A 21,097-nucleotide genomic window follows, 5' to 3' on the forward strand; every position below is an offset into this window, starting at 1 on the left:
ATTAGAAATTAGACTTCCAGATCCGAAATATCTGCGCCGGAATTCAATGCGTCATGAATCCATTGCGGCTTTCGACCACGACCCGACCATGTTTGTTCTGGATTGGCGGGGTTTTTGTATTTCGCTTTTGTGGCTTTTCCAGATGTCGGATTGTCTTTTGACAGTTCCGACAAAGAGAACCCGAATTCAGCTGCGGCTTTTTCCGCCGCTTTCAGCGCTTCTTTGCGTTCGCGTTTTTCTGCGCCAATAAGCGCCTTTTCCACCTGATCGCGCAATTCAAGTAGATCCTTGCGCGACATATTTTCCAGATTTGTCCCCGACATTCACCCTCTCCTAGGAAATAGTCATTAACGGCGTCACCGATGGCACACCGTAATTCCAAAGAAAAGGATTATCTATCCCCTTTTATTCAGGGATAGAAACAGGATCAGTTCAAATTGACCGGCGTTACTCGGCAGCCAGGTTTTGAGGATCTACAAGAGTGACGATATCGCCCATGATTGCATTCAGTTCGAAATTCTTGGGCGTATAGATCTTTGCAACACCCATTGCAGTAAGCTTTGCGGCGTCGTCATCGGGGATGATGCCACCTACAATCACCGGAATATGATTCAGCCCGGCCTCGCGCAGCCGGTTCATGACGTCCTGCACAAGCGGAATGTGGCTGCCTGACAGAATAGACAGACCGATCACATGTGCGTCGTCATCCGCAGCGGCGGTTACGATTTCCTCGGGAGTCAAGCGAATACCTTCGTAACTGATATCCATCCCGCAATCCCGGGCGCGGAATGCGATCTGTTCGGCCCCGTTCGAGTGACCGTCCAGCCCCGGCTTGCCGACCAGGAACTTCAGACGGCGACCAAGCTTGTCGCTGACCGCATCCACTGCAGCCCGCAGATCTTCCAAGCCTTCTGTCTTGTTCGAGACCGAGCCCGATACGCCCGTGGGCCCGCGATAGGTACCGTAGACTTTGCGCATTTCTTCGGCCCACTCACCCGTGGTTACGCCAGCCTTGGCAGCTGCGATTGAGGGCTCCATGACGTTGGTGCCGTTTTGCGCCGCTTCGCGCAGCGCGGCCAGAGCCGCCGCGACAGCTGCGTCATCGCGATCTTGCCGCCATTCATTCAGGCGCGCGATTTGTTCTTGTTCGACAGCAGGGTCAACGACCATGATGCCGCCATCTTCGGTCTGCAGGGGCGAGGGTTCGCCTTCGATCCACTTGTTCACACCGACAACGACAGTTTCGTTCCGTTCAATGCGGTTCAGGCGTTCAGCGTTTGAATCAACAAGCCGTGACTTCATGTATTCGATCGACGCTACTGCTCCGCCCATTGAATCCAGATTGGCGAGTTCGGCGCGTGCGCCCTCTTTCAATTCTTCAACCTTCGCGTCAACAGCGGGGTTGCCGTCGAACAGGTCGCCATATTCCAGCAAGTCGGTCTCATAGGCCAGAATCTGTTGCATCCGCATCGACCATTGCTGATCCCACGGGCGGGGCAGGCCCAGTGCCTCGTTCCATGCGGGCAGCTGAACTGCGCGGGCGCGGGCTTTTTTCGAAAGAGTCACGGCCAGCATCTCGATCAGGATGCGGTAGACGTTGTTTTCGGGCTGCTGCTCGGTCAGCCCAAGCGAGTTGACCTGAACGCCATACCGGAATCGGCGGAATTTCGGATTCTCAACACCATAGCGTTCGTGCAGGATTTCGTCCCAAAGATCGACGAAAGCGCGCATTTTGCACATTTCGGTGACAAACCGGATACCTGCGTTCACAAAGAACGAAATCCGTCCGCAAAGCGCTGGGAAATCGTCGGCGGGTACACGAGGGCGCAGTTCGTCCAGAACGGCGATGGCTGTGGCCAGCGCATAAGACAGCTCTTGTTCCGGTGTCGCGCCAGCTTCTTGCAGGTGATAGGAACACACGTTCATCGGGTTCCATTTCGGCACGTTAGTATAACAATACTCGGCCACGTCGGCGATCATCTTGAGCGAGGGTTTAGGCGGGCAGACATAGGTGCCGCGGCTCAGGTATTCCTTGATCAGATCGTTCTGAACTGTGCCCTGCAGCTTGGAGATATCTGCGCCTTGTTCCTCGGCCACAGCGATGTAGAGCGCAAGCAGCCAAGGCGCTGTCGCGTTGATCGTCATCGAGGTGTTCATCTGTTCCAACGGAATCTGGTCGAACAGAACCCGCATATCGCCCAGGTGGCCGACGGGTACGCCAACCTTGCCGACTTCGCCGCGCGCAAGTGTATGATCGCTGTCATATCCGGTCTGCGTGGGCAGATCAAAGGCCACTGAAAGGCCCGTCTGGCCTTTTGCGAGGTTCCCGCGATACAACGCATTCGACGCTTTGGCGGTGGAATGACCGGCATAGGTTCGGATGAGCCAGGGGCGATCTTTCTGCGTCTGCGTCATAGCTGGACCTCGTGTCTCGGTTGGGCAAGAAAATTACGTTCCCGGCCTCTAAAGCGCAATTTTCGGGACATGTCAATTCGCTGCGTCGCGGCATATTAGGTTCTTCAGATTGTAGGACGCAGCGTTTGGTGGCAGGGTGCACGCATGACTCAGACCGTGGAACTTCCGCTTTGGCTTTTTTTGCTGATCCTGGTGTTTGCCGTGGTCACTCTGGCATCACATTTTCTGTTCCCGTCGGTGCGGTGGTTTTTCAGGCGTCGACTCGAACGAGCGGTGAAAAGATTGAACACGCGCCTGAAGCGGCCGATCCAGCCGTTCAAGTTGGCACACCGTCACGATATGATTCAGCGCCTGATCTATGACCCGCAGGTTGGTCAGGCCGTTCAGGATCACGCACGCGAAACGGGTGTCCCCGATGCTGTGGCGTTCGAGCAAGCGCAGCGATACGCGCGTGAGATCGTTCCCTCGTTTTCAGCCGTTGCCTATTTCAGCATTGCGATCCGTCTGGCTCGTTTGCTGAGCAATGCGTTTTATCACGTGCAGCTTAGCTATCAGGACGAAGACGCTGTCGAAAACATCGACCCCGACGCCACGGTGGTTTTCGTCATGAATCATCGCAGCAATATGGACTATGTGCTGGTTACCTACCTCGCAGCGCAACATTCGGCCCTTTCTTATGCGGTGGGTGAATGGGCCCGTGTCTGGCCCCTTAGCCGTCTGATCCGTGCGATGGGGGCTTATTTTATCCGGCGAAAGTCCGGCAATGATCTCTATCGTCAGGTGTTGTCCTGTTATGTGCGCCACGCGACCGCGGCAGGAGTGACGCAGGCCATGTTCCCCGAAGGTGGGCTAAGTCTGACTGGTGCCCTGGGTCGTCCAAAGCTGGGTTTGCTCAAATATATTATTGACGGGACCTCGGAAGAGGGCCGCGATGTTGTATTCGTCCCCGTGGCGCTGAACTATGATCGTGTGCTCGAAGATACTGTTCTGACGCGTGCCGCATTAGGCAATGAACGACGGTTTCGCGCGCGGATCGGCGTAATCACCAGATGGATCCTCAAACAACTCTGGCGGCGCGGGATCGGGCGCTACAAACGATTTGGCCTAGCCTCGGTCCGATATGGTCAGCCCGTTTCCTTGCGGGCGTTTCGGGCAGATCATCAGCGCGAACTGATGACCGATTTGGCGCGTGACCTGATGACGCGACTCCGCGCTGCTATCCCGCTGGTTCCCGTTCCTGCCGCCTGTTGGCTCATGAAAAAGCATAAAGAGATGTCGGAGGCCGATGCCGTTCAGGTGATTGTCGAGCTCATGCGTCGCAATGGAATGACGGACCAAGAGAACCAGACGTCGGTTGAAGCCGCGATTGATCAGTTGGTCGAACGGCGAATTCTCAGGCGCAGTGACGGGAAAATATGCCTGTCCGGTCAAAGGGTTGATCTTCTGGAGTATTATGCAGCCTCGGTTCCGATGGGACCAGACGAGGGAAATGCTGCAGATGCGAAGGAAATTTCTGCATCCGCTGGGTCATAAAGTTACAAAACAGCACCGATTTCGGTTGCATTATTTCCTAAAGGCCAATATTCCATCGGTTAATGCACGCGATTCTGCATCGCGGCAAAGGTTTAGAACTGAAGGAGGCCAACATGGCTCTGGACACCGACAGCGGCATCGCGTCGTACGAGGCACCGGAAAAAGACCTCTATGAGATGGGTGAAATCCCTCCGATGGGTTTTGTGCCCAAGAAAATGTATGCATGGGCGATCCGCAAGGAGCGCCACGGCGACCCGGACACCGCGATGATTCAAGAAGTCGTGGACGTCCCCGAGCTGGACAGTCACGAAGTGCTGGTTCTGGTCATGGCAGCCGGCGTCAACTACAACGGCGTATGGGCGTCGCTGGGTAAGCCGATTTCGCCGTTCGATGGCCACAAGGCCCCTTACCACATTGCCGGTTCTGATGCGTCGGGCATCGTTTGGGCCGTTGGTTCAAAAGTGACCCGCTGGAAAGTTGGTGACGAGGTCGTCATCCACTGCAACCAGGATGATGGCGATGACGAGCATTGTAACGGCGGTGATCCGATGTATTCGGACAGCCAGCGGATTTGGGGCTATGAAACCCCCGATGGTTCGTTCGCGCAGTTCACTAATGTTCAGGCCCAGCAACTGATGCCGCGGCCCAAGCACCTGACTTGGGAAGAAAGCGCTTGCTACACGCTGACGCTGGCGACTGCCTACCGGATGCTGTTCGGTCATGAGCCACACGACCTAAAGCCGGGCCAGAACGTTCTGGTTTGGGGAGCGTCGGGTGGTCTGGGTTCCTATGCGATCCAGCTGATCAACACCGCAGGTGCAAACGCGATTGGTGTGATCTCAGACGAAAGCAAGCGTGACTTTGTCATGGGTCTGGGTGCCAAGGGCGTTCTGAACCGCAAAGACTTCAACTGCTGGGGTCAGCTGCCCACAGTGAACACACCAGAATATGCCGAGTGGTTCAAAGAAGCCCGCAAATTCGGCAAGGCCATTTGGGACATCACCGGTAAAGGCAACAACGTCGACATGGTGTTCGAGCACCCCGGCGAAAGCACCTTCCCGGTTTCGACCTTTGTTGTGAAGAAGGGCGGCATGGTTGTGATCTGCGCTGGTACAACCGGCTACAACCTGACCTTCGATGTGCGTTACATGTGGATGCACCAGAAGCGTCTGCAGGGCTCGCACTTTGCCCACCTCAAGCAGGCAGCGGCTGCAAACCAGCTGATGGTTGAACGTCGCCTGGATCCCTGCATGTCCGAAGTGTTCACCTGGAATGATCTGCCCGAGGCGCACATGAAGATGCTGCGGAACGAGCATAAGCCGGGCAACATGTCGGTGTTGGTTCAGGCTCCACAGACCGGGATGCGCACCTTGGAAGAGGTTCTGGCCGCACGCGACTAACTTCGTCTCAGACAAAATCCAAAACACCCGCGAATCGGTTTTCTGGCTCGCGGGTGTTTCTTTTTGGGCGGTGGTCTTAGCCTTTTTAAAGGCTTAAGCGAGAATACCCCGCTGTTTTTGGGGAGTAGAAATCAGTGAATAGGCCAAAAAAACTTCCTCATGCTATGGTTGTGTTAACCCTTCGTTAACCGTTTCGGAGAGACGCTGATGGCGCAAAATGAGTGGATACTGGACGTACTGTCGGACCTCAGCGCCTTTGCTGTTGAAAACGGTTTGACCGCGCTTGCCGAGCAGTTGGATGACACCAAGCTGATCGCCGCAGCCGAAATCTCGTCCAGAAAGAATGAGGTTCGGGCACCAGGGGATGGCAACAAAACTCGATATGAGCCAGGTTCTGGAGGACTTGGAAAACACCAGCTCGCTTGACGAATTAAGCGAAGTCGCCATTCGCCTGCGGGACAGGCTGCAGATTGAAAACCTGATTTACCATTGGGTCGACGGGGCCGGTGATCAATACGGCTATACCACCTATCCCGACGTTTGGGCCGAACGGTACCGCGAGCGTAACTATCACAGAATTGATCCGGTCATACTGGGCTGTTTCCAACGGTTTCATCCGGTGGACTGGAAGACGCTGGATTGGTCGGGCAAGGTTGCCAAGACGTTTTTGAAGGATGCATTAGAGCACGGCGTTGGCAATCAAGGTTATTCCATTCCGATCCGCGGCCCGAATGGCCAATTCGCTTTGTTTACCGTCAATCATACCTGTGACGATGACACCTGGCAGAAGTTCATCAAAACGCATGGGCGCGAACTGATCCTGATTGCGCATTACTTCAACCGAAAGGCGCTGGAGTTTGAAAGTGACCGTCAGCCCGATTCTGCACGTGGATTGTCGCCGCGTGAAGTGGACGCCATGACCTTGCTCGCCCTGGGTTATAGCAGGGCACAGGTCGCTCATTCCTTGTCGATCTCGGAACACACGCTGAGGGTTTATATCGAAAGCGCCCGCGCCAAGCTGGGTGCGCAAAACACAACTCATGCTATCGCAACGGCCCTGAGCCGAGGGTTAATAGTCGTTTAAAGCGCGCCCGCACCAAAAACCGGAAATTAACCACGACTTTGTACCTCCTTCGTTCTTGCACAGGACGACAAGGGGAAAAGAGTCATGTTGCGCTATGTCTATGCTGACGAATTGCACAAATATCCAAAACTGGCCGAGGGGATGTTTCGGGACCGCGCCGATCAATTCAAAACCCGGCTGGGCTGGGATGTTCATGTCAACGACAATGGGGAAGAGCGGGATCAGTACGATGATCTGAACCCGATCTATGTCATTTGGGAAGAACCGGATGGCAGCCACGGCGGCTCCATGCGCGTGATGCCGACCACCGGTCCGGTTATGGTGAACGAGGTGTTTGGACACCTGACGGGCGGCAAACCAATCAACAGCCCCTTGATCTGGGAAGTGACGCGCTTTTGCCTGTCGCGCACGGCAAGCCCGCACACGGCCGGGGCCATCATGCTTAGCGGCGGCGAGATGATGGAGGGGTTTGGTCTAACCCACATTGCGGGTGTTTTCGATGCGCGTATGATTCGCATCTATCGCCTGATCGGATCATCTCCGATCGTGCTGGGCACCGAAGGTAAAGGGCGTGATCAAATCTCGGTCGGGATGTGGCCGTATTCGGCGGACGACTGCAACCGCGTGGCCAAGCGCGCGGGCATCCCGCGTGAATTGTCGCGGCTGTGGTTCAAGACGGCTTTCGGCGTTGGCAGACAGCACCCGTTTGCATTGTCAGCCTGACAGGGTGAAAACCGAATTCCACATCTGGTGATAGCTGGCGCGGGCTTGTAGGGTCGCGCCATGTCTTTGCCCTCTGTGACTTACTCTGACGACCAGGCCGCCGCGTATGACAGCATCTCTGAGATGCTGAAATCGGCAGGTGTTGACCTTGACGATGACGCGCTGCTGAAGCTTCCGGGATCGGGTAAATCCGGTGTGATGGCTGTGATTGGCAAGGCAGGGTCCGGAAAAACGCTTCTACTGGCCGAGCTTTACAAGGCCATTGCGGACACCGGCGTTCAGATTGTGTCCGGCGATTTCGAGAGCCGCAAAGCCCGTGAAAAACGCAGTCTGGCGATATTGGCCCCGACGAACAAAGCGGCCAGCGTATTGCGTCTGCGCGGGGTGCCAGCCACCACGATCCACCGCATCCTTTATACACCCGTCTACGATCCGGAATACGAGCGCATCGCCGAATGGCTGGCAGGCAATGACGAGCGTCCCGAAATCGAAGGCCTGACCGACGAGGCGCTGGATCGCGCCGCGGCGTTCTACCAGAACAACAAATCCATTCCCGGAGCGTTGGCCGCGGCAGGGTTACGGGGCTCCGATTTTATCACCGGCTGGAAACGCCGGGACGAGCCGTTGGACATCGGGTTTGTGGACGAAGCCTCGATGCTGGATGACCGGCAGTTCGAAGACTTGCAAGAAATCTTCCCAACACTTCTACTGTTTGGTGACCCGGCACAATTGGCGCCGGTCAATCAGTCGGGTAGCATGGTGTTCGAAGCGTTACCCGAACCGCGCAAACAGATACTTCACCGGGTTCACCGACAGGAGGCGGACAACCCGATATTGGACCTTGCCCATGCGCTGTCTGACCCGCAGATGGGGTTCGAAGATTTTGAGCGCATGGTCGAACAGACCGCCCGTCAGGACGACCGTGTGGTCTGGGGGCAGCGGGTCGAGGTCGATCTGATGGCCCGCAGTCCCGTTCTGGTCTGGCGCAATGCAACCCGCATTCGGCTAATTCAGGCTTTTCGGAATGTTCACGGCGCGCCGGATACCGAATTGTTGGAAGGCGAACCGCTTATCTGCGACGGTATCGAATTACCTTTGAAACATCGCAAGAAACGGCTGGATCTTGAGGCGCGCGGCCTGATCAAGGGCGCTCAGGTCATCTATCTGGGTCCTGGCCGCAAACCGGGGTTTTCCAGGTTGCACGTGATGGGGGCAGAAGACCCGCAGGTCAGCGCCGCATCCATCGTCAAGATTGAAAAACCGGACGAAGAAGAGCCGTTTATTCCATTTGCCGCCCGCATGGGCGCCACCTTTCTTCACGGCGCAGCGGTCACCATTCACAAGGCGCAAGGGTCGCAGTGGAACACTGTTCAGGTGTTTGCTCCGGATATCTACGCCGCTGCCCGTATGGGCCGTACCGAAGCCGGACAGCCGCTGTGGAAACGTCTGGCCTATGTGGCCATCACACGCGCACAGGAAAGGTTGATCTGGGTCGTGCGCAACCGGCTTGCCAAGCCGACCTATCCGCTGCGTGTGGACGACCTGCGCGCTGTCCCGGCGGCCTCATTGACATTGGAGGCAGAAGAGACATGACATCCATTATTGTGACCGGCGCAAGTTCTGGCATAGGGCGCGCCACTGCTGAATTGTTTCTGGCCCAGGGATGGACGGTTGGTCTATTGGCGCGCAGTGCTGGCAAGCTGAACCAAATGGCTGCAGAGCACGCAAACGCAATTCCATTGGTCGCGGATGTCACAAATGCACAAGCGGTCGAGGCCGCCTTTGGTGACTTTCAGAGTAAGGCGGGCCATTTGGATGTTCTGTTCAACAACGCGGGAATTTTCGCGCCGGGGGGAACGATTGACGAGATCGCGTTGGACGATTGGTACCAAAGCGTCGCCGTCAACCTGAATGGCATGTTCCTGTGTGCCCGCGAGGCTTTTGGGATCATGCGCCACCAATCGCCGCAAGGCGGGCGTATCATCAATAACGGCTCAATTGCTGCCCATGTGCCGCGCCCCAACTCGGTGCATTACTCGGCGACGAAACACGCCATTACGGGCCTGACCCGCAGCCTGTCTTTGGATGGGCGGGGCTTCAATATCGCTTGTGGGCAGATCGATATCGGCAATGCGCGAACACAGATGGTGCAGGGCTTGGTCGATGCGACCATTGCAGAGGGGCAGCAGCCCGACCCAACAATGGCCGTCGAAGATGCAGCGCGGTCCGTCTTGCACATGGCAAACCTGCCGCTTGAGGCAAACGTTCAGTTCATGACCGTGATGGCCACGACCATGCCCTATATCGGACGCGGGTAACCGGTCAGTTACTCGCGCAGTAGGCGGAACGCGGTTGACGCACCCCAACCCGCCGCAATGGCAATGACCAAAGACATCAGGCCGTACCAGACCGGTTGCTGCCGGGACATGTTGTACAAAAACCGCTCCAACCCCACTTTTCGCACGTCGATAGTGGTCTCAAATTGTGAAACGACCTGGCCGCCGCGGGTTAGGAAGATGCGCGCAACATAGTCGCCTTCAGTCAAGTCCGCCGGCATTTCGATCGAGGTACGGAACAGGGTTTGTTCATCAACGGCCACTGTGTCTTCGCGAATGGAATACAGACTTTCGTTCTCTCGGATACGAATAACAGCGTCCGCGAATTCCTGCGCGCCGCGGATGTTCATCGCAGCACCAACAGACCGGATGGCACGTTCGATTGATACGCTGTACCGCAGGTCTTCGGTATCTGACAGAATCTCATTCAAGGGCGCGCTGGTCGCAACCGCATAGAAGCTGGGGGCTTCGTCTACGAGGACACTGTCAGTATTGACCCAGATTCCAAGTTTGCGCTCTTTACGCCGAACGGTGACAGGACTGGATGGGCCGGACACTGCGACAATCACTTCCAGCGGTGGTCCTGACGGAATGGGAGCCTCGCGTTTGACCGCGCCAAATACCAGGATCTCAGATCCGTCGAAATTGGCGGTGATGGCCACGCGATCCTGGCTGAGTCCCAGAACGACCTCTTCCTCAACGGCCAGGGCGGGGCTGGCGCAAAGGGCCAGCGCAACAAGCAAGCGTTTCAGCATGATCAGTGCCCTCCGCCGGTGCCAAGCGAGAACAGCTCGGATGGTTCAATCAGCAGATCCAGGGCCAGCTTTCCGCAAACCGCAAGAACTAGCGCTGCCAGCAACACCCGCAACTGCTCGGCTGGCATACGTGCGCCAATCACAGTTCCGATCTGCGCGCCGATGACGCCGCCAACCAGAAGCAATACGGCAAGAACGACATCAACTGTAAAGTTGGTGGTGGCATGCAGCATGGTCGTAAAGGCGGTGACAAAGATGATCTGGAACAGGGATGTTCCGACCACGACCTTGGTGGGCATTCCCAATAGGTAGATCATCGCGGGCACCATGATGAACCCGCCGCCAACGCCCATAATGGCTGACAGAACGCCAACGAACAGGCCAACCAGTGCAGGCGGAATGACCGAAATATACAGGCCCGAAGTCCGGAACCGCATTTTGAACGGCATAGCATGCACCCAGCCGCGCTGGCGACGCTTGGGGGGTGCGGACACGCCTTTCTTGGATTTACGGAGCGCGTTCAGGCTTTCGATGAACATCAAACCGCCCACGACGCCAAGGAACACGACGTAGCACAACGTCACAAGCAGATCGACCTGCCCGAGGCTTTTGAGGTAGTTGAAGATCACCACCCCAAGTGCAGCACCTATTAAGCCGCCTATCAATAGGACGGTCCCCATTCTTAGGTCGACCGTTTTTCGTCGAAAATGCGCCAGAACCCCAGAGAATGAAGAGGCAACAATCTGGTTGGCTTCGGTTGCAACCGCAACGGCCGGTGGAATGCCGATGAAGAACAGCAGGGGCGTCATCAGGAAACCGCCGCCGACACCGAACATGCCCGAAAGAATGCCGACCATCCCCCCAAGCCCCAATAGAAGGAAGGCGTTGACAGAAACTTCGGCGATAGGAAGGTAAATTTGCATATCGAGCTACTGGATGAGGGTAGGCGGGTCACAGAGAGTGACCGGGGTCGCCTCAAGGCAAAGTGGTGTAGGTTTAATGCGACGCGCGGCGGCAGTGCCCCGTGGCCACATGGCGGATGTCGGTTCGCTGGGCATCATGCCAGCAGCCTGATAAGGCTAAATGTCTGGTTTTCCTCAGTGCTGAGGCGTTCATGCGTTCCCAAATACACGGTCCGGGTGGATTCCGAGTCGTGGGGTATGATTGGCGACACATGCATACCCCTTTAGAACGGTTGCGGCATGCAAAATCAACTCCGCATGCCGCTCTGCAGCGAACAGGACTGAACTGAGTCCGAAACTGGACTTATCAGCGCTCTTTCACATAGGGTTCGCCACCGGCGCGCGGCGGAACCGCCTTGCCGACAAACCCGGCCAGAATGACCACGGTAAGGACGTAAGGCAGGGCGTCCATCGCCTGCACAGGGATGACCACGCCGCCCAGATCGATGTTCTGGAACCGCAGCGCGATGGCCTGCAACAAGCCGAATAACAGGCAGGCGCCCATTGCATGCCACGGCCGCCATTTCGCAAAGATCAGTGCAGCCAGCGCGATAAACCCACGGCCTGCGGTCATGTCCTTGACGAAGCCGGCCTGCAGCGCAGTGGCCAGATAAGCCCCGGCGATGCCACACAGCACGCCACAGATGGCAACAGCGGCATAGCGTAAGCCAACGACCGAGACACCGGCAGTGTCCACGGCAGCGGGGTTTTCACCCACAGCGCGGAGGCGCAAGCCGAACCGTGTGCGATACAGAATCCACCATGTTGCCGGAACCATCAGGAACGCGACATAGACCAGGACTGAATGGCCCGAGAGCAACTCGGAATAGATCGGCCCGATGATCGGCACTCCGCTCAGCGACTCGGCAAAGGGGAAGTTGATCGGTGTGAAACGACCGCCACCAAACAGTGAGGGCGTGCGTCCGCCCTGTTCGAACCAGCTTTGCGCGACAAGGACCGTCATACCTGCCGCAAGAAAGTTGATTGCGACCCCGGATATCAACTGGTTGCCCCGGAAGGTGATCGAGGCCAAACCGTGAAGTCCGGAAAGAACAAGAGAAGAGGCGATCCCCGCCAGCAGGCCCAACCAGACTGATCCGGTCACGGCCGCGACGGCTGCCGAGAAGAAGGCGGCCATCAGCATCTTGCCTTCCAGACCGATGTCGAAAATGCCTGCACGTTCGGAATAGAGCCCAGCCAGACAAGCCAGCAATAGCGGTGTGGCCAGACGGATGGTCGAATCCAGGACCTGGATGAAGGTAATGAAGAACTCCATCACTGCGCTCCCTTCCGCAGGCTCAGGAACAGCTTTTCAAGCGGCATCCGGACCATGTTGTCCAATGCTCCGGTGAACAGGATCACCAGGGCCTGAATGACTACGATCAGTTCGCGCGGGATCGACGTCCAGAAAGCCAATTCTGCGCCGCCCTGATAGAGAAACCCGAACAGGATCGCCGCTAGGAATACACCAAACGGGTGCGACCGGCCCATCAGCGCCACGGCGATGCCGATGAAACCCGCGCCTTCGGTCGCGTTCAAGACCAAGCGCTCTGCCTCGCCCATCACGTTGTTGATCGCCATCAGCCCCGCCAGCGCGCCTGATATCAGCATCGCTATGATCGTGATCCGCACAGGTGAAATGCCTGCGTAGACGGCGCCGGTTTCGGTTTTGCCGTAAGATCGGATTTCATAGCCCAACCTTGTCCGCCAGATCAGTGCCCAGACGACAAAACAGGCCAAAACCGCAATGAAGAACGTGATATTAACAGGGGTCCCTTTAAACACCACGTTTTCGGCGGTTGAGAACATCGACTGAAATGTGGGCAGGTGAACGGCCTCGGGGAAACGCGCAGACGAGGGGTCTTGCGCGCCCGGTGGTCGCATAAGATTGACCAACACGTAGTTCAGGAATGCCGCCGCAATAAAGTTAAACATGATCGTTGTGATCACGATGTGACTGCCGCGCTTGGCTTGTAGATAGGCCGGAATGGCGGCCCATGCGGCGCCAAACAGCATCGAACCTGCGCAAGCCGCCAACAGCGCAATGCTCCAATGCGGCCACGGGATGTAAAGGCATACCATGGCAACGCCCAGCCCGCCCAGCATAGCCTGACCTTCGCCCCCGATGTTGAACAGTCGGGCGTGGAAGGCGACAGCCACGGCCAACCCGGTGAACATAAAGTTGGTGGCATAATACAGCGTATACCCCCAACCGTAGGTCGACCCGAGCGCACCGGTCACCATCAGTTTCACCGCTTCGATCGGGTTTTCACCGATGGCCAGAATGACCAAAGCGGACAAGATTGCGGCCAATATCAGACTGATCAGCGGGATCAGCACCACATCGGCCCATTTGGGCATCTTTTCCATGTTACGCGGCCTCTCCCGCAACGCCGGCCATCAACAGGCCAAGTTCTTTTTCATCTGTTTCATGGGGCAGTCTTTCGCCCATGACATGTCCGTCAAACATCACAGCGATGCGGTCCGATAGCGAGAAGATTTCTTCCAACTCGACCGAGACCAGCAGGATTGCTTTACCCTGATCGCGCAGCGCGACGATCTGCTTGTGAATGAACTCGATCGCGCCGATGTCGACGCCGCGGGTTGGTTGTCCGACCAATAGAAGATCCGGGTTCCGTTCAATTTCGCGTGCGACAACAATCTTTTGTTGGTTCCCGCCCGAGAAACTTTTGGCCGGAAGCCACGCGTCAGGTGGCCGGACGTCGAATTTTTCGATCTTGCGCTCGGTATCGGCGCGCAGGGCGGCGTTGTTCATGAATATCCCGCTCTGATAGGCAGGATCACGGTGATAGCCAAAGGCCACGTTTTCCCAAGCGTGGAAGTCCATCACAAGACCTTCGCGCTGACGGTCTTCCGGAACATGCGCAATATGCTGGGCGCGACGGGCCTGACCGTCCGATCCCGGGCCGCTAAGCGCCAGCGGGGCACCGTTCAGTTTGATCGACCCCTGACCCGGACGCATGCCGCCCAGAACTTCCAGAAGTTCCGATTGGCCATTTCCGGCCACGCCAGCGATACCGACGATTTCACCGGCCCGAACGGTCAGGTCGATACCCTTGACCCGTTCGACCCCGGCCGAATCGAAAACGCTGAGCTTTTCAATTTCCAAAACGGGCTTACCGGGTTGCGCAGGTACTTTGTCGACCTGCAGCAGCACCTTGCGGCCCACCATCAGCTCGGCCAGTTCTTCGGGGCTGGTGTCGGCTGTTTTCACCGTTGCCGTCATCTGGCCGCGACGCATGACCGAAACCGTATCGGTGTTTTCCATGATTTCGCGCAGCTTGTGCGTGATTACGATGATTGTCTTCCCTTCGGCCCGCAGGCGGTCAAGGATGCGGAAAAGCTGGTCAGCCTCGGACGGGGTCAGGACCCCGGTGGGTTCGTCCAGAATCAGAATCTCGGCCTTGCGATACAGGGCTTTCAGGATCTCGACCCTTTGCTGCATTCCGACGCCAATCTCGTCGATGCGCTTGTCGGGATCTACGAACAGCTCGTATTCCTCTTCCAGCGCTTTCAGTTCTTTGCGCGCTTTGGACAAGGACGGGGCCAGCAGCCCGCCGTCCTCGGCACCGAGAACGATGTTTTCCAGAACGGTGAAATTCTCAACCAGTTTGAAATGTTGGAACACCATCCCGATCCCGGCAGCAATGGCCGCCTGGCTGTCAGGGATGTCGGTCTTGTTGCCGTTAATCCAGATTTCACCTTTATCGGCTTTGTAAAAGCCGTAGAGGATGCTCATCAGCGTGGATTTGCCCGCACCGTTTTCACCGATGATCCCATGGATCGTACCGGGGGCGACGCTGATGGAAATGTCTTTATTGGCCTGAACCGGCCCAAAGGCTTTGGATATCCCTTTGAGCTCAATGGCGGGGACGGTCATGTCTTGTCCTCAATTGCCGAAAGGGCCGCGGTGTCATACGCGGCAGAGTCGGGGGCAAGGCGGAGGTTGTACCCCCGCCTTGCGCGATATCAGAACTGCAGTGCCGGGCAGCTGTCGTTCTCATAATAGCTGACAACAGAGACGTTACCGTCGATGATGTCCTGACGCGCTTTGTCGACTGCGCCTTTCATCTCGTCCGAGACCAGAGGTGCGTTGTTGTCATCCATGGCGACGCCAACACCTTCTTCGGCCAGACCCATCTGGAACACGCCGGTTTCCAGGCCTTCGCCCGCTGACATCGCATCATAAACGGCAACATCAACGCGTTTCAGCATCGAGGTGAGAACCTTACCCGGGTGCAGGTGGTTCTGGTTGCTGTCCACGCCGATCGACAGGATGCCTTCGTCTGCCGCGGTCTGCAGTACGCCAACACCGGTGCCACCAGCGGCTGCATAGATCACGTCAGCGCCCTGGCTGATTTGTGCTTTGGTCAATTCCGAACCCTTCACCGGGTCGTTCCATGCTGCCGGGGTGGTACCGGTCATGTTGGCAACAACATTGATGTCAGGGTTTACAGCCTTGGCACCCTGCGCATAACCGCAGCCAAAGTGTCGGATCAGCGGGATATCCATGCCACCGATAAAGCCAACGGTGCCGGATTCCGATGCCATCGCGGCCATCATGCCGACCAGATATGATCCTTCATGCTCGGCAAAACCGATTTGACGGATGTTGGGGATGTCCAACCAGTTGACGTCAACTGCAACAAATTTGGTGTCCGGGTAGTCAGCAGCCACGGCGGACAGCGGATCTGCCATACCAAATCCCATCGTGATGATTGGGTTTGAGCCGGATTCAGCGAAACGGCGCAGAGCTTGCTCGCGCTGTGCTTCGGACTGGATTTCGATCTCGTTGTAGGTGCCGCCTGTTTCTTCGGCCCAACGCGACGCGCCATTGTGGGCGGCTTCGTTAAACGATTTGTCGAACTTGCCGCCGAGATCAAAGATCAGGGCAGGATCTGCCAGCGCAGCGCCAGCCGTAAGTGCGACTGCGGCGGTGGCACCCATCAAGGATTTCATCAGGGTCATTTTATACTCCCGTTTGTTATTATCGGTCGGGGCGAAGATAGCCCCGTTCACCCACTGTTAGCGAGCATAACTGTTGTGATGGCGGGAATTAAGGACGTTTGCAACCGCCGTGGTCAACAGATTTTTGACCATTTGGTCGAAAAAATATGTCTTAAGCGGTCAATCCAGCGCGGATTCCATCACGATAGCATCGATTTTCTGATTGTTTTCGCGCAGGTAATACCCCTTGCGCAAACCACAGGCGCGATAACCGCTGTGTTCATACAGCGCGATGGCGGGCAGGTTATCCGCAGCGACGTCCAGGAAAGCGCGCGTCGCGCCCAAAGCCTTTGCTTTGGAATGCCACTCTTGCATGCACGCTCGGGCCAGGCCCTGCCGCTGAACGTCTGGATGCGTGGCGATTGTCAGCAATTCAGCCTCATCGCCGATCACCTGGAACAGCGAAAAAGATTGAGTATTTCCAACGATATGTATGAACCGATTGTTCAGAAGATCCGCAAATTCGACCGCAGCCCACGACCGTGACTGGGTAAATGCCGCCGCGTGTGTTTTGGCAAGTTCCTCGGGGCTCATCAGTCCAGCAAAACCGGGGGTGTGTCTTTGGAAGGGGCCGCATCCGCAGGCCGAACATAGAGTGGCGCTGGCTGCGCAGTTTCGGTTTGCCACCTTTGCCCGGCGACCCGGGCAATAGCACGAACCTGTGCATCGGCGTCGTCATTCAGGATCAGAGGGCCAAGTGATTCTGCCTCAGTTTGAGGCATTAGCATCGGACCTTGGTCCGGGAACGCCACGTAAACCTGATCACGCGGGGCGCGGATCGCAGGCAGGGCGTCCGTAGGCATTTCGGCCAAAGCGTCGAACCCGGACACGCCTACCGCTGGAACGCCAAGCCCTAGGGCTAGGCCGCGCGCCGCAGAAACCGAGATTCGGATGCCGGTAAAGTTTCCGGGTCCAACGCCGACACCGATCGCGGACAGGTCTTTCCACCCATATCCGGCATCGGCCAGAACTTCTTCCAGCAACGGCATCAGACGTTCGGCTTGACCGCGCGACATGGCTTCGATGCGCGAAGTCACGATCCGGTTGCCGCACAACAAAGCGGCCGCGCAATGCGCGGCCGATGTATCAAACGCCAAAATAATGGGGTCAGACGGCAACAGGACGAACCTCGGTCACTTCGGGGATGTAGTGGCGCAGCAGGTTTTCGATACCCATCTTCAACGTCAGGGTCGAAGACGGGCAGCCCGCGCAAGCACCCTGCATGTGCAGGTAGACAACGCCCCGGTCAAACCCGTGGAACGTGATGTCGCCGCCATCCTGAGCAACTGCCGGACGGACGCGGCTATCAAGCAAGTCTTTGATTTGATTAACTACTTCTGCATCCTCGCCGGTGTGCTCTGCATGGCCCGATGCGGCTGTTTCACCAGCGCCGATGACCGGTTGGCCGGATTGATAATGCTCCATCACCGCACCCAGAATCGCAGGCTTGATGTGATCCCATTGGACATCATCGGACTTGGTGACGGTCACGAAGTCATTGCCGAGGAATACACCCGTTACTCCGCTAACCGCAAAAATCCGTTTTGCCAAAGGTGATTTTTCACCGGCTTCAGCCGATGGGAAATCCGCAGTGCCCGCTTCCAGCACGGTTTGGCCGGGCAGAAATTTCAAGGTTGCAGGGTTCGGCGTGGATTCGGTCTGGATGAACATGTCACGGCTCCGTTTCAGTTGCTTCTGATATGCGGGTCCGGGCCGGATAAGTCAAGATTTGGAACGATTCTAAATGTTGGCCGCCAACCGGATCGCATCATCCAACCGATCATCTCCCCAGTATAGTTCGTCGCCGACCAGAAAACTCGGCGCACCGAACAGTCCTTTGGCCTGTGCGGTTTTGGTCTGCTCGATCAGAACTGACTTGATCTCGGGGTCTCGGGTTCTGTCCAAAAGGTCGTCAGGCAAACCGGCGGATTTCAGGCAATCAACCAGAACTGCATCTTCCGACACATTCTGACCTTGTGCGAATTCGGCTTTATAGACCGCCCGAACAAATCGCGCCCTGTCGGTCTGATTTTCAATAGCCAGCGTGAGGCGCGCAGCCTTCAGGCCGTTTTGCGGAAACGGGTCCGGCTGCCGGAAGGGCAGGCCGCGCTGCGCCGTCAAACGCTCCATATCGCGCCACATATAGCGCCCTTTGGCCGGGTAAATGTTAAACGGAGAATTGTTCCAGCCCTGCGCCGCGAAAATGGGCCCCAGAAGAAAGGGATGCCATTCTACGGCGACGTTATGCTGTGCCGCAGCCTGTTCGATTCGCATGGCGCTGAGGTAGGAATAGGTCGATGCGAATTCGAACCAGAACTGGATGCGGCATTGCATTGGGTGGCCTCAGGTGATGGCTTCCAGCTTATCCTTGCTTAGGTCGCCGGGCACAATTGTGATCGGAATCGGCAGGCTGCCCGAGTTTTTGGTCAGCTGCGTCACCAGTGGACCGGGCCCTTTCTTTTCGATGCCAGCCCCCAGGACCAGAACGCCGATGTCCGGGTCTGACTGGACATGTTCGATGATCTGAGGGACAGGGTCGCCTTCGCGAATGGACAACTCGGGGTCGATCCCTTGTTTGTCGCGCATCCATTTGGCGAAAACTTCGTAATGCGCATGAATGCGTTCGCGTGCCTCTTCGCGCATGGTTTCGGCAACACCGATCCAGTGATTGAACTCATCGGGTGGGATGACGGACAGGATCGTTACCCCTCCACCGGTATGGGCTGCACGCATTGCAGCGAAACGCATCGCGTTAAGGCATTCGCGGCTGTCATCCAGAATGACTAGAAACTTACGCATGGGTGTCCTCGTGTATTTAGGGGGATCATGCCCGACCAAATGCGGGCTGGCAACACGGCGTATGACTACCGAGTGCTTGCAGCCCAGTCCCAATAGAGCGCGCGCGCGCGGCGTGCAATCGGTCCGACCTGATATTGAGTGTCCTCCAACGCCGTGACGGGGGTTATTTTGTTCATGTTACCGGTCATAAACACCTCGTCCGCCTTATGAAAATCTTCAAAGCTGAGGACGGATTCGTGGACCGTCACGCCGTCGGCGCGCAGGTTTTTGATATGTCGCGCTCGGGTGATTCCGGCCAGAAAAGTTCCATTGGGCGTAGGGGTGAAGACCTCGCCATCGCGAACCATGAAGATGTTTGCGGTGGCGGTTTCCGCCACATGACCCAAGGCGTCCGCAACCAGTGCGTTCGAGAACCCTTTGGACCTGGCCTCTTTCAGCATTCGGGCGTTGTTGGGATACAGGCATCCGGCTTTGGCATTCACAACGGCTGATTCCAGAACCGGTCGGCGGAATCGCGTGGTGGTCAGCGTGACCGAAGCTGTTTCCGGTGCCATTGGTATCTCTTCCAGACAGATAGCAAAGCCGGTGCTGTCCTGCTGAGGCACAATGGCCGTGGCATCACCGTCGATGCCCCAATACATCGGTCGAATATAGACGGCGGAACCTTTGGCATAGCCATCCAGCCCTTCGCGGACGATCTCGACCATCTGTTCGGTCGTCACGGTAGGAGTCAGCAAAAGCGCCTCGGCCGAGCGGTTGACCCGTTCGCAATGGGCAACCAGATCCGGGGTAAGCCCGTCAAAAAATCGCGCGCCGTCAAAGACCGAAGATCCCAGCCAAGCGCCATGGTCTGCCGCCCGCATGATCGGGGCGTCCCCGTTGTGCCACTGACCATCAAAATAGGTGCGGATATTTTTGCCGACTGCCATGACGCCCTCCTTTGCCCTCGGGGCAACCTAGGAAGGCGTCACGGGAAGGTCCAGCGCAATCAGCCTTGTTTTGCGCCAACCATACCCACGATGTCGTAGGTCTGTTGCAGGATCGGGGCCGCTATCGCCCGCGCCTTTTCCGCGCCGCGTGCGAGAATCCGGTCAATCTCGGCCTCTTCACCCATCAGGCGCGCCATCTCGGTTGAGATCGGCGACAGTTTGGCGACCGCCAGCTCGGCCAGCATCGGTTTGAATTCGCCGAATTGCTTGCCGCCGACTTCGGCCAGAACCTGTTCCGCCGTTTGATCGCTGAGCGCGGCGTAGATGTTGACCAGATTGCGGGCCTCGGGGCGTTCGGACAGACCATCGGTTTCTGAAGGCAGCGCATCCGGGTCGGTCTTGGCCTTGCGGATCTTTTTGGCGATCGCATCGGCATCGTCGGTCATATTGATCCGGGTCATGTCGGACGGGTCCGAAGATGACATTTTACGAGAGCCGTCGCGCAGGTTCATCACACGTGGCGCGGGGCCGCCGATGACCGGTTCGGTCACCGGGAAGAAATCCACGCCGTAGTCATGGTTGAACTTGATGGCGATGTCGCGGGTCAGTTCCAGATGCTGTTTCTGGTCTTCGCCCACCGGCACATGTGTCGCGTGGTAGGTCAGGATATCCGCCGCCATTAGCGCCGGATAGGCAAACAAACCCAATGAGGCGTTCTGTGCGTTCTTGCCCGCCTTGTCCTTGAACTGAGTCATCCGCTGCATCCAGCCCATGCGGGCGATACAATTGAAAATCCACGCCAGCTGCGTGTGCTCGGCCACTTGGCTCTGATTGAACAGGATGGACTTTTCGGGGTCCAGACCGGCGGCAATGAAACCGGCGCAGACTTCGCGGGTCTTTTCGCGCAGACGGGCAGGGTCTTGCCAGACGGTGATCGCGTGCAGGTCGACCATGCAGTAAATGGTCTCGTAATCTTCGCCCTGCATATCCACAAAACGCTTGAGTGCACCCAGGTAGTTGCCAAGGTGCAGGTTTCCCGAAGGCTGGATGCCGGAAAACACGCGCGGCGTGAACTTGGTTTCGGTCATCGAAGGGAACTCCCGTCTGGAAAAATCAGCCCCCGTCGCTTACCC

21 protein-coding genes and 1 pseudogene are annotated in these 21,097 nt (G+C 57.1%); 7 read left to right on the forward strand and 15 right to left on the reverse strand.

Going from position 1 to position 21,097, the window contains the following annotated elements; genetic code table 11:
- Positions 1–8: 8 nt before the first annotated feature.
- Together AC2FJF_RS13390 and AC2FJF_RS13395 are read right to left on the reverse strand one after the other, a co-directional pair.
- A complete protein-coding gene (locus AC2FJF_RS13390; RefSeq protein ID WP_496725841.1) occupies positions 9–323 on the reverse strand; it encodes an H-NS histone family protein in 315 nt (104 codons plus the stop codon).
- 124 nt (positions 324–447) lie between these two features.
- Positions 448–2,418, reverse strand: a pseudogene (locus AC2FJF_RS13395) (protein meaA); the annotation flags it as partial.
- 141 nt (positions 2,419–2,559) lie between these two features.
- Between AC2FJF_RS13395 and AC2FJF_RS13400 the strand changes: the two are divergent.
- From AC2FJF_RS13400 to AC2FJF_RS13430, 7 genes are all read left to right on the forward strand, one after another.
- Positions 2,560–3,948, forward strand: a complete 1,389-nt coding sequence (locus tag AC2FJF_RS13400) for a 1-acyl-sn-glycerol-3-phosphate acyltransferase (protein ID WP_496725842.1) — start codon at positions 2,560–2,562, stop codon at positions 3,946–3,948.
- A 113-nt stretch (positions 3,949–4,061) separates the two neighbouring features.
- Positions 4,062–5,348 carry a crotonyl-CoA carboxylase/reductase gene (gene ccrA / locus AC2FJF_RS13405; protein WP_496725843.1) on the forward strand — a complete coding sequence of 429 codons (1,287 nt, stop codon included), beginning with the start codon at positions 4,062–4,064 and terminating at the stop codon, positions 5,346–5,348.
- Between the two features lie 207 nt (positions 5,349–5,555).
- Positions 5,556–5,774 carry a hypothetical protein gene (locus AC2FJF_RS13410; RefSeq protein ID WP_496725844.1) on the forward strand — a complete coding sequence of 73 codons (219 nt, stop codon included), beginning with the start codon at positions 5,556–5,558 and terminating at the stop codon, positions 5,772–5,774.
- A complete protein-coding gene (locus AC2FJF_RS13415) occupies positions 5,713–6,432 on the forward strand; it encodes a helix-turn-helix transcriptional regulator (protein WP_496725845.1) in 720 nt (239 codons plus the stop codon). The genes AC2FJF_RS13410 and AC2FJF_RS13415 overlap by 62 nt, the downstream gene beginning before the upstream one ends.
- Before the next feature lie 84 nt (positions 6,433–6,516).
- Complete coding sequence (locus AC2FJF_RS13420; RefSeq protein ID WP_496725846.1) at positions 6,517–7,155, forward strand: acyl-homoserine-lactone synthase; 639 nt, start codon at positions 6,517–6,519, stop codon at positions 7,153–7,155.
- Between the two features lie 60 nt (positions 7,156–7,215).
- The gene (locus tag AC2FJF_RS13425; protein WP_496725847.1) at positions 7,216–8,748 is read left to right on the forward strand and encodes an ATP-dependent DNA helicase; all 1,533 of its coding nucleotides are present in this window, start codon (positions 7,216–7,218) and stop codon (positions 8,746–8,748) included.
- Positions 8,745–9,473 (forward strand): SDR family oxidoreductase, encoded by a 729-nt coding sequence (locus AC2FJF_RS13430; RefSeq protein WP_496725848.1) that lies wholly within the window; start codon positions 8,745–8,747, stop codon positions 9,471–9,473. Before AC2FJF_RS13425 ends, AC2FJF_RS13430 begins: the two co-directional genes overlap by 4 nt.
- 8 nt (positions 9,474–9,481) lie before the next feature.
- Here AC2FJF_RS13430 and AC2FJF_RS13435 read toward each other — a convergent pair whose 3' ends face one another.
- From AC2FJF_RS13435 to trpS, 13 genes are all read right to left on the reverse strand, one after another.
- On the reverse strand, positions 9,482–10,246 hold the full coding sequence (locus tag AC2FJF_RS13435) for a TIGR02186 family protein (RefSeq protein WP_496725849.1): 765 nt from the start codon (positions 10,244–10,246) through the stop codon (positions 9,482–9,484).
- 2 nt (positions 10,247–10,248) lie between these two features.
- The gene (locus AC2FJF_RS13440) at positions 10,249–11,169 is read right to left on the reverse strand and encodes a sulfite exporter TauE/SafE family protein (RefSeq protein ID WP_108860778.1); all 921 of its coding nucleotides are present in this window, start codon (positions 11,167–11,169) and stop codon (positions 10,249–10,251) included.
- 346 nt (positions 11,170–11,515) lie between these two features.
- Positions 11,516–12,484: an ABC transporter permease gene (locus AC2FJF_RS13445; protein WP_472722859.1), complete on the reverse strand. Its 969-nt coding sequence runs from the start codon at positions 12,482–12,484 to the stop codon at positions 11,516–11,518.
- Positions 12,484–13,578 (reverse strand): ABC transporter permease, encoded by a 1,095-nt coding sequence (locus AC2FJF_RS13450; RefSeq protein ID WP_108860780.1) that lies wholly within the window; start codon positions 13,576–13,578, stop codon positions 12,484–12,486. Before AC2FJF_RS13450 ends, AC2FJF_RS13445 begins: the two co-directional genes overlap by 1 nt.
- Before the next feature lies 1 nt (position 13,579).
- On the reverse strand, positions 13,580–15,109 hold the full coding sequence (locus AC2FJF_RS13455; RefSeq protein ID WP_496725850.1) for an ABC transporter ATP-binding protein: 1,530 nt from the start codon (positions 15,107–15,109) through the stop codon (positions 13,580–13,582).
- A gap of 89 nt (positions 15,110–15,198) precedes the next feature.
- Positions 15,199–16,197, reverse strand: coding sequence for a BMP family lipoprotein (locus AC2FJF_RS13460; protein ID WP_282152454.1), 999 nt, complete (start codon positions 16,195–16,197; stop codon positions 15,199–15,201).
- Positions 16,198–16,356: 159 nt separating this feature from the next.
- Entirely contained in the window at positions 16,357–16,770 is a 414-nt protein-coding gene (locus AC2FJF_RS13465) for a GNAT family N-acetyltransferase (protein WP_496725851.1), read from the reverse strand.
- Positions 16,770–17,354 carry a tRNA (adenosine(37)-N6)-threonylcarbamoyltransferase complex dimerization subunit type 1 TsaB gene (tsaB, locus tag AC2FJF_RS13470; RefSeq protein ID WP_496725852.1) on the reverse strand — a complete coding sequence of 195 codons (585 nt, stop codon included), beginning with the start codon at positions 17,352–17,354 and terminating at the stop codon, positions 16,770–16,772. Before tsaB ends, AC2FJF_RS13465 begins: the two co-directional genes overlap by 1 nt.
- Positions 17,344–17,907, reverse strand: a complete 564-nt coding sequence (locus AC2FJF_RS13475) for a NifU family protein (RefSeq protein ID WP_058273506.1) — start codon at positions 17,905–17,907, stop codon at positions 17,344–17,346. The genes tsaB and AC2FJF_RS13475 overlap by 11 nt, the downstream gene beginning before the upstream one ends.
- 69 nt (positions 17,908–17,976) lie before the next feature.
- Positions 17,977–18,570, reverse strand: coding sequence for a 2-hydroxychromene-2-carboxylate isomerase (locus AC2FJF_RS13480; RefSeq protein WP_496725853.1), 594 nt, complete (start codon positions 18,568–18,570; stop codon positions 17,977–17,979).
- A 9-nt stretch (positions 18,571–18,579) separates the two neighbouring features.
- Entirely contained in the window at positions 18,580–19,035 is a 456-nt protein-coding gene (locus AC2FJF_RS13485) for a universal stress protein (RefSeq protein ID WP_496725854.1), read from the reverse strand.
- A 65-nt stretch (positions 19,036–19,100) separates the two neighbouring features.
- Positions 19,101–19,964, reverse strand: coding sequence for a branched-chain amino acid aminotransferase (locus AC2FJF_RS13490; protein ID WP_496725855.1), 864 nt, complete (start codon positions 19,962–19,964; stop codon positions 19,101–19,103).
- 59 nt (positions 19,965–20,023) lie between these two features.
- A complete protein-coding gene (gene trpS, locus AC2FJF_RS13495; protein ID WP_496725856.1) occupies positions 20,024–21,052 on the reverse strand; it encodes a tryptophan--tRNA ligase in 1,029 nt (342 codons plus the stop codon).
- Between the last annotated feature and the right edge of the window lie 45 nt (positions 21,053–21,097).

Source organism: Ruegeria sp. CDSB013, assembly GCF_059611165.1.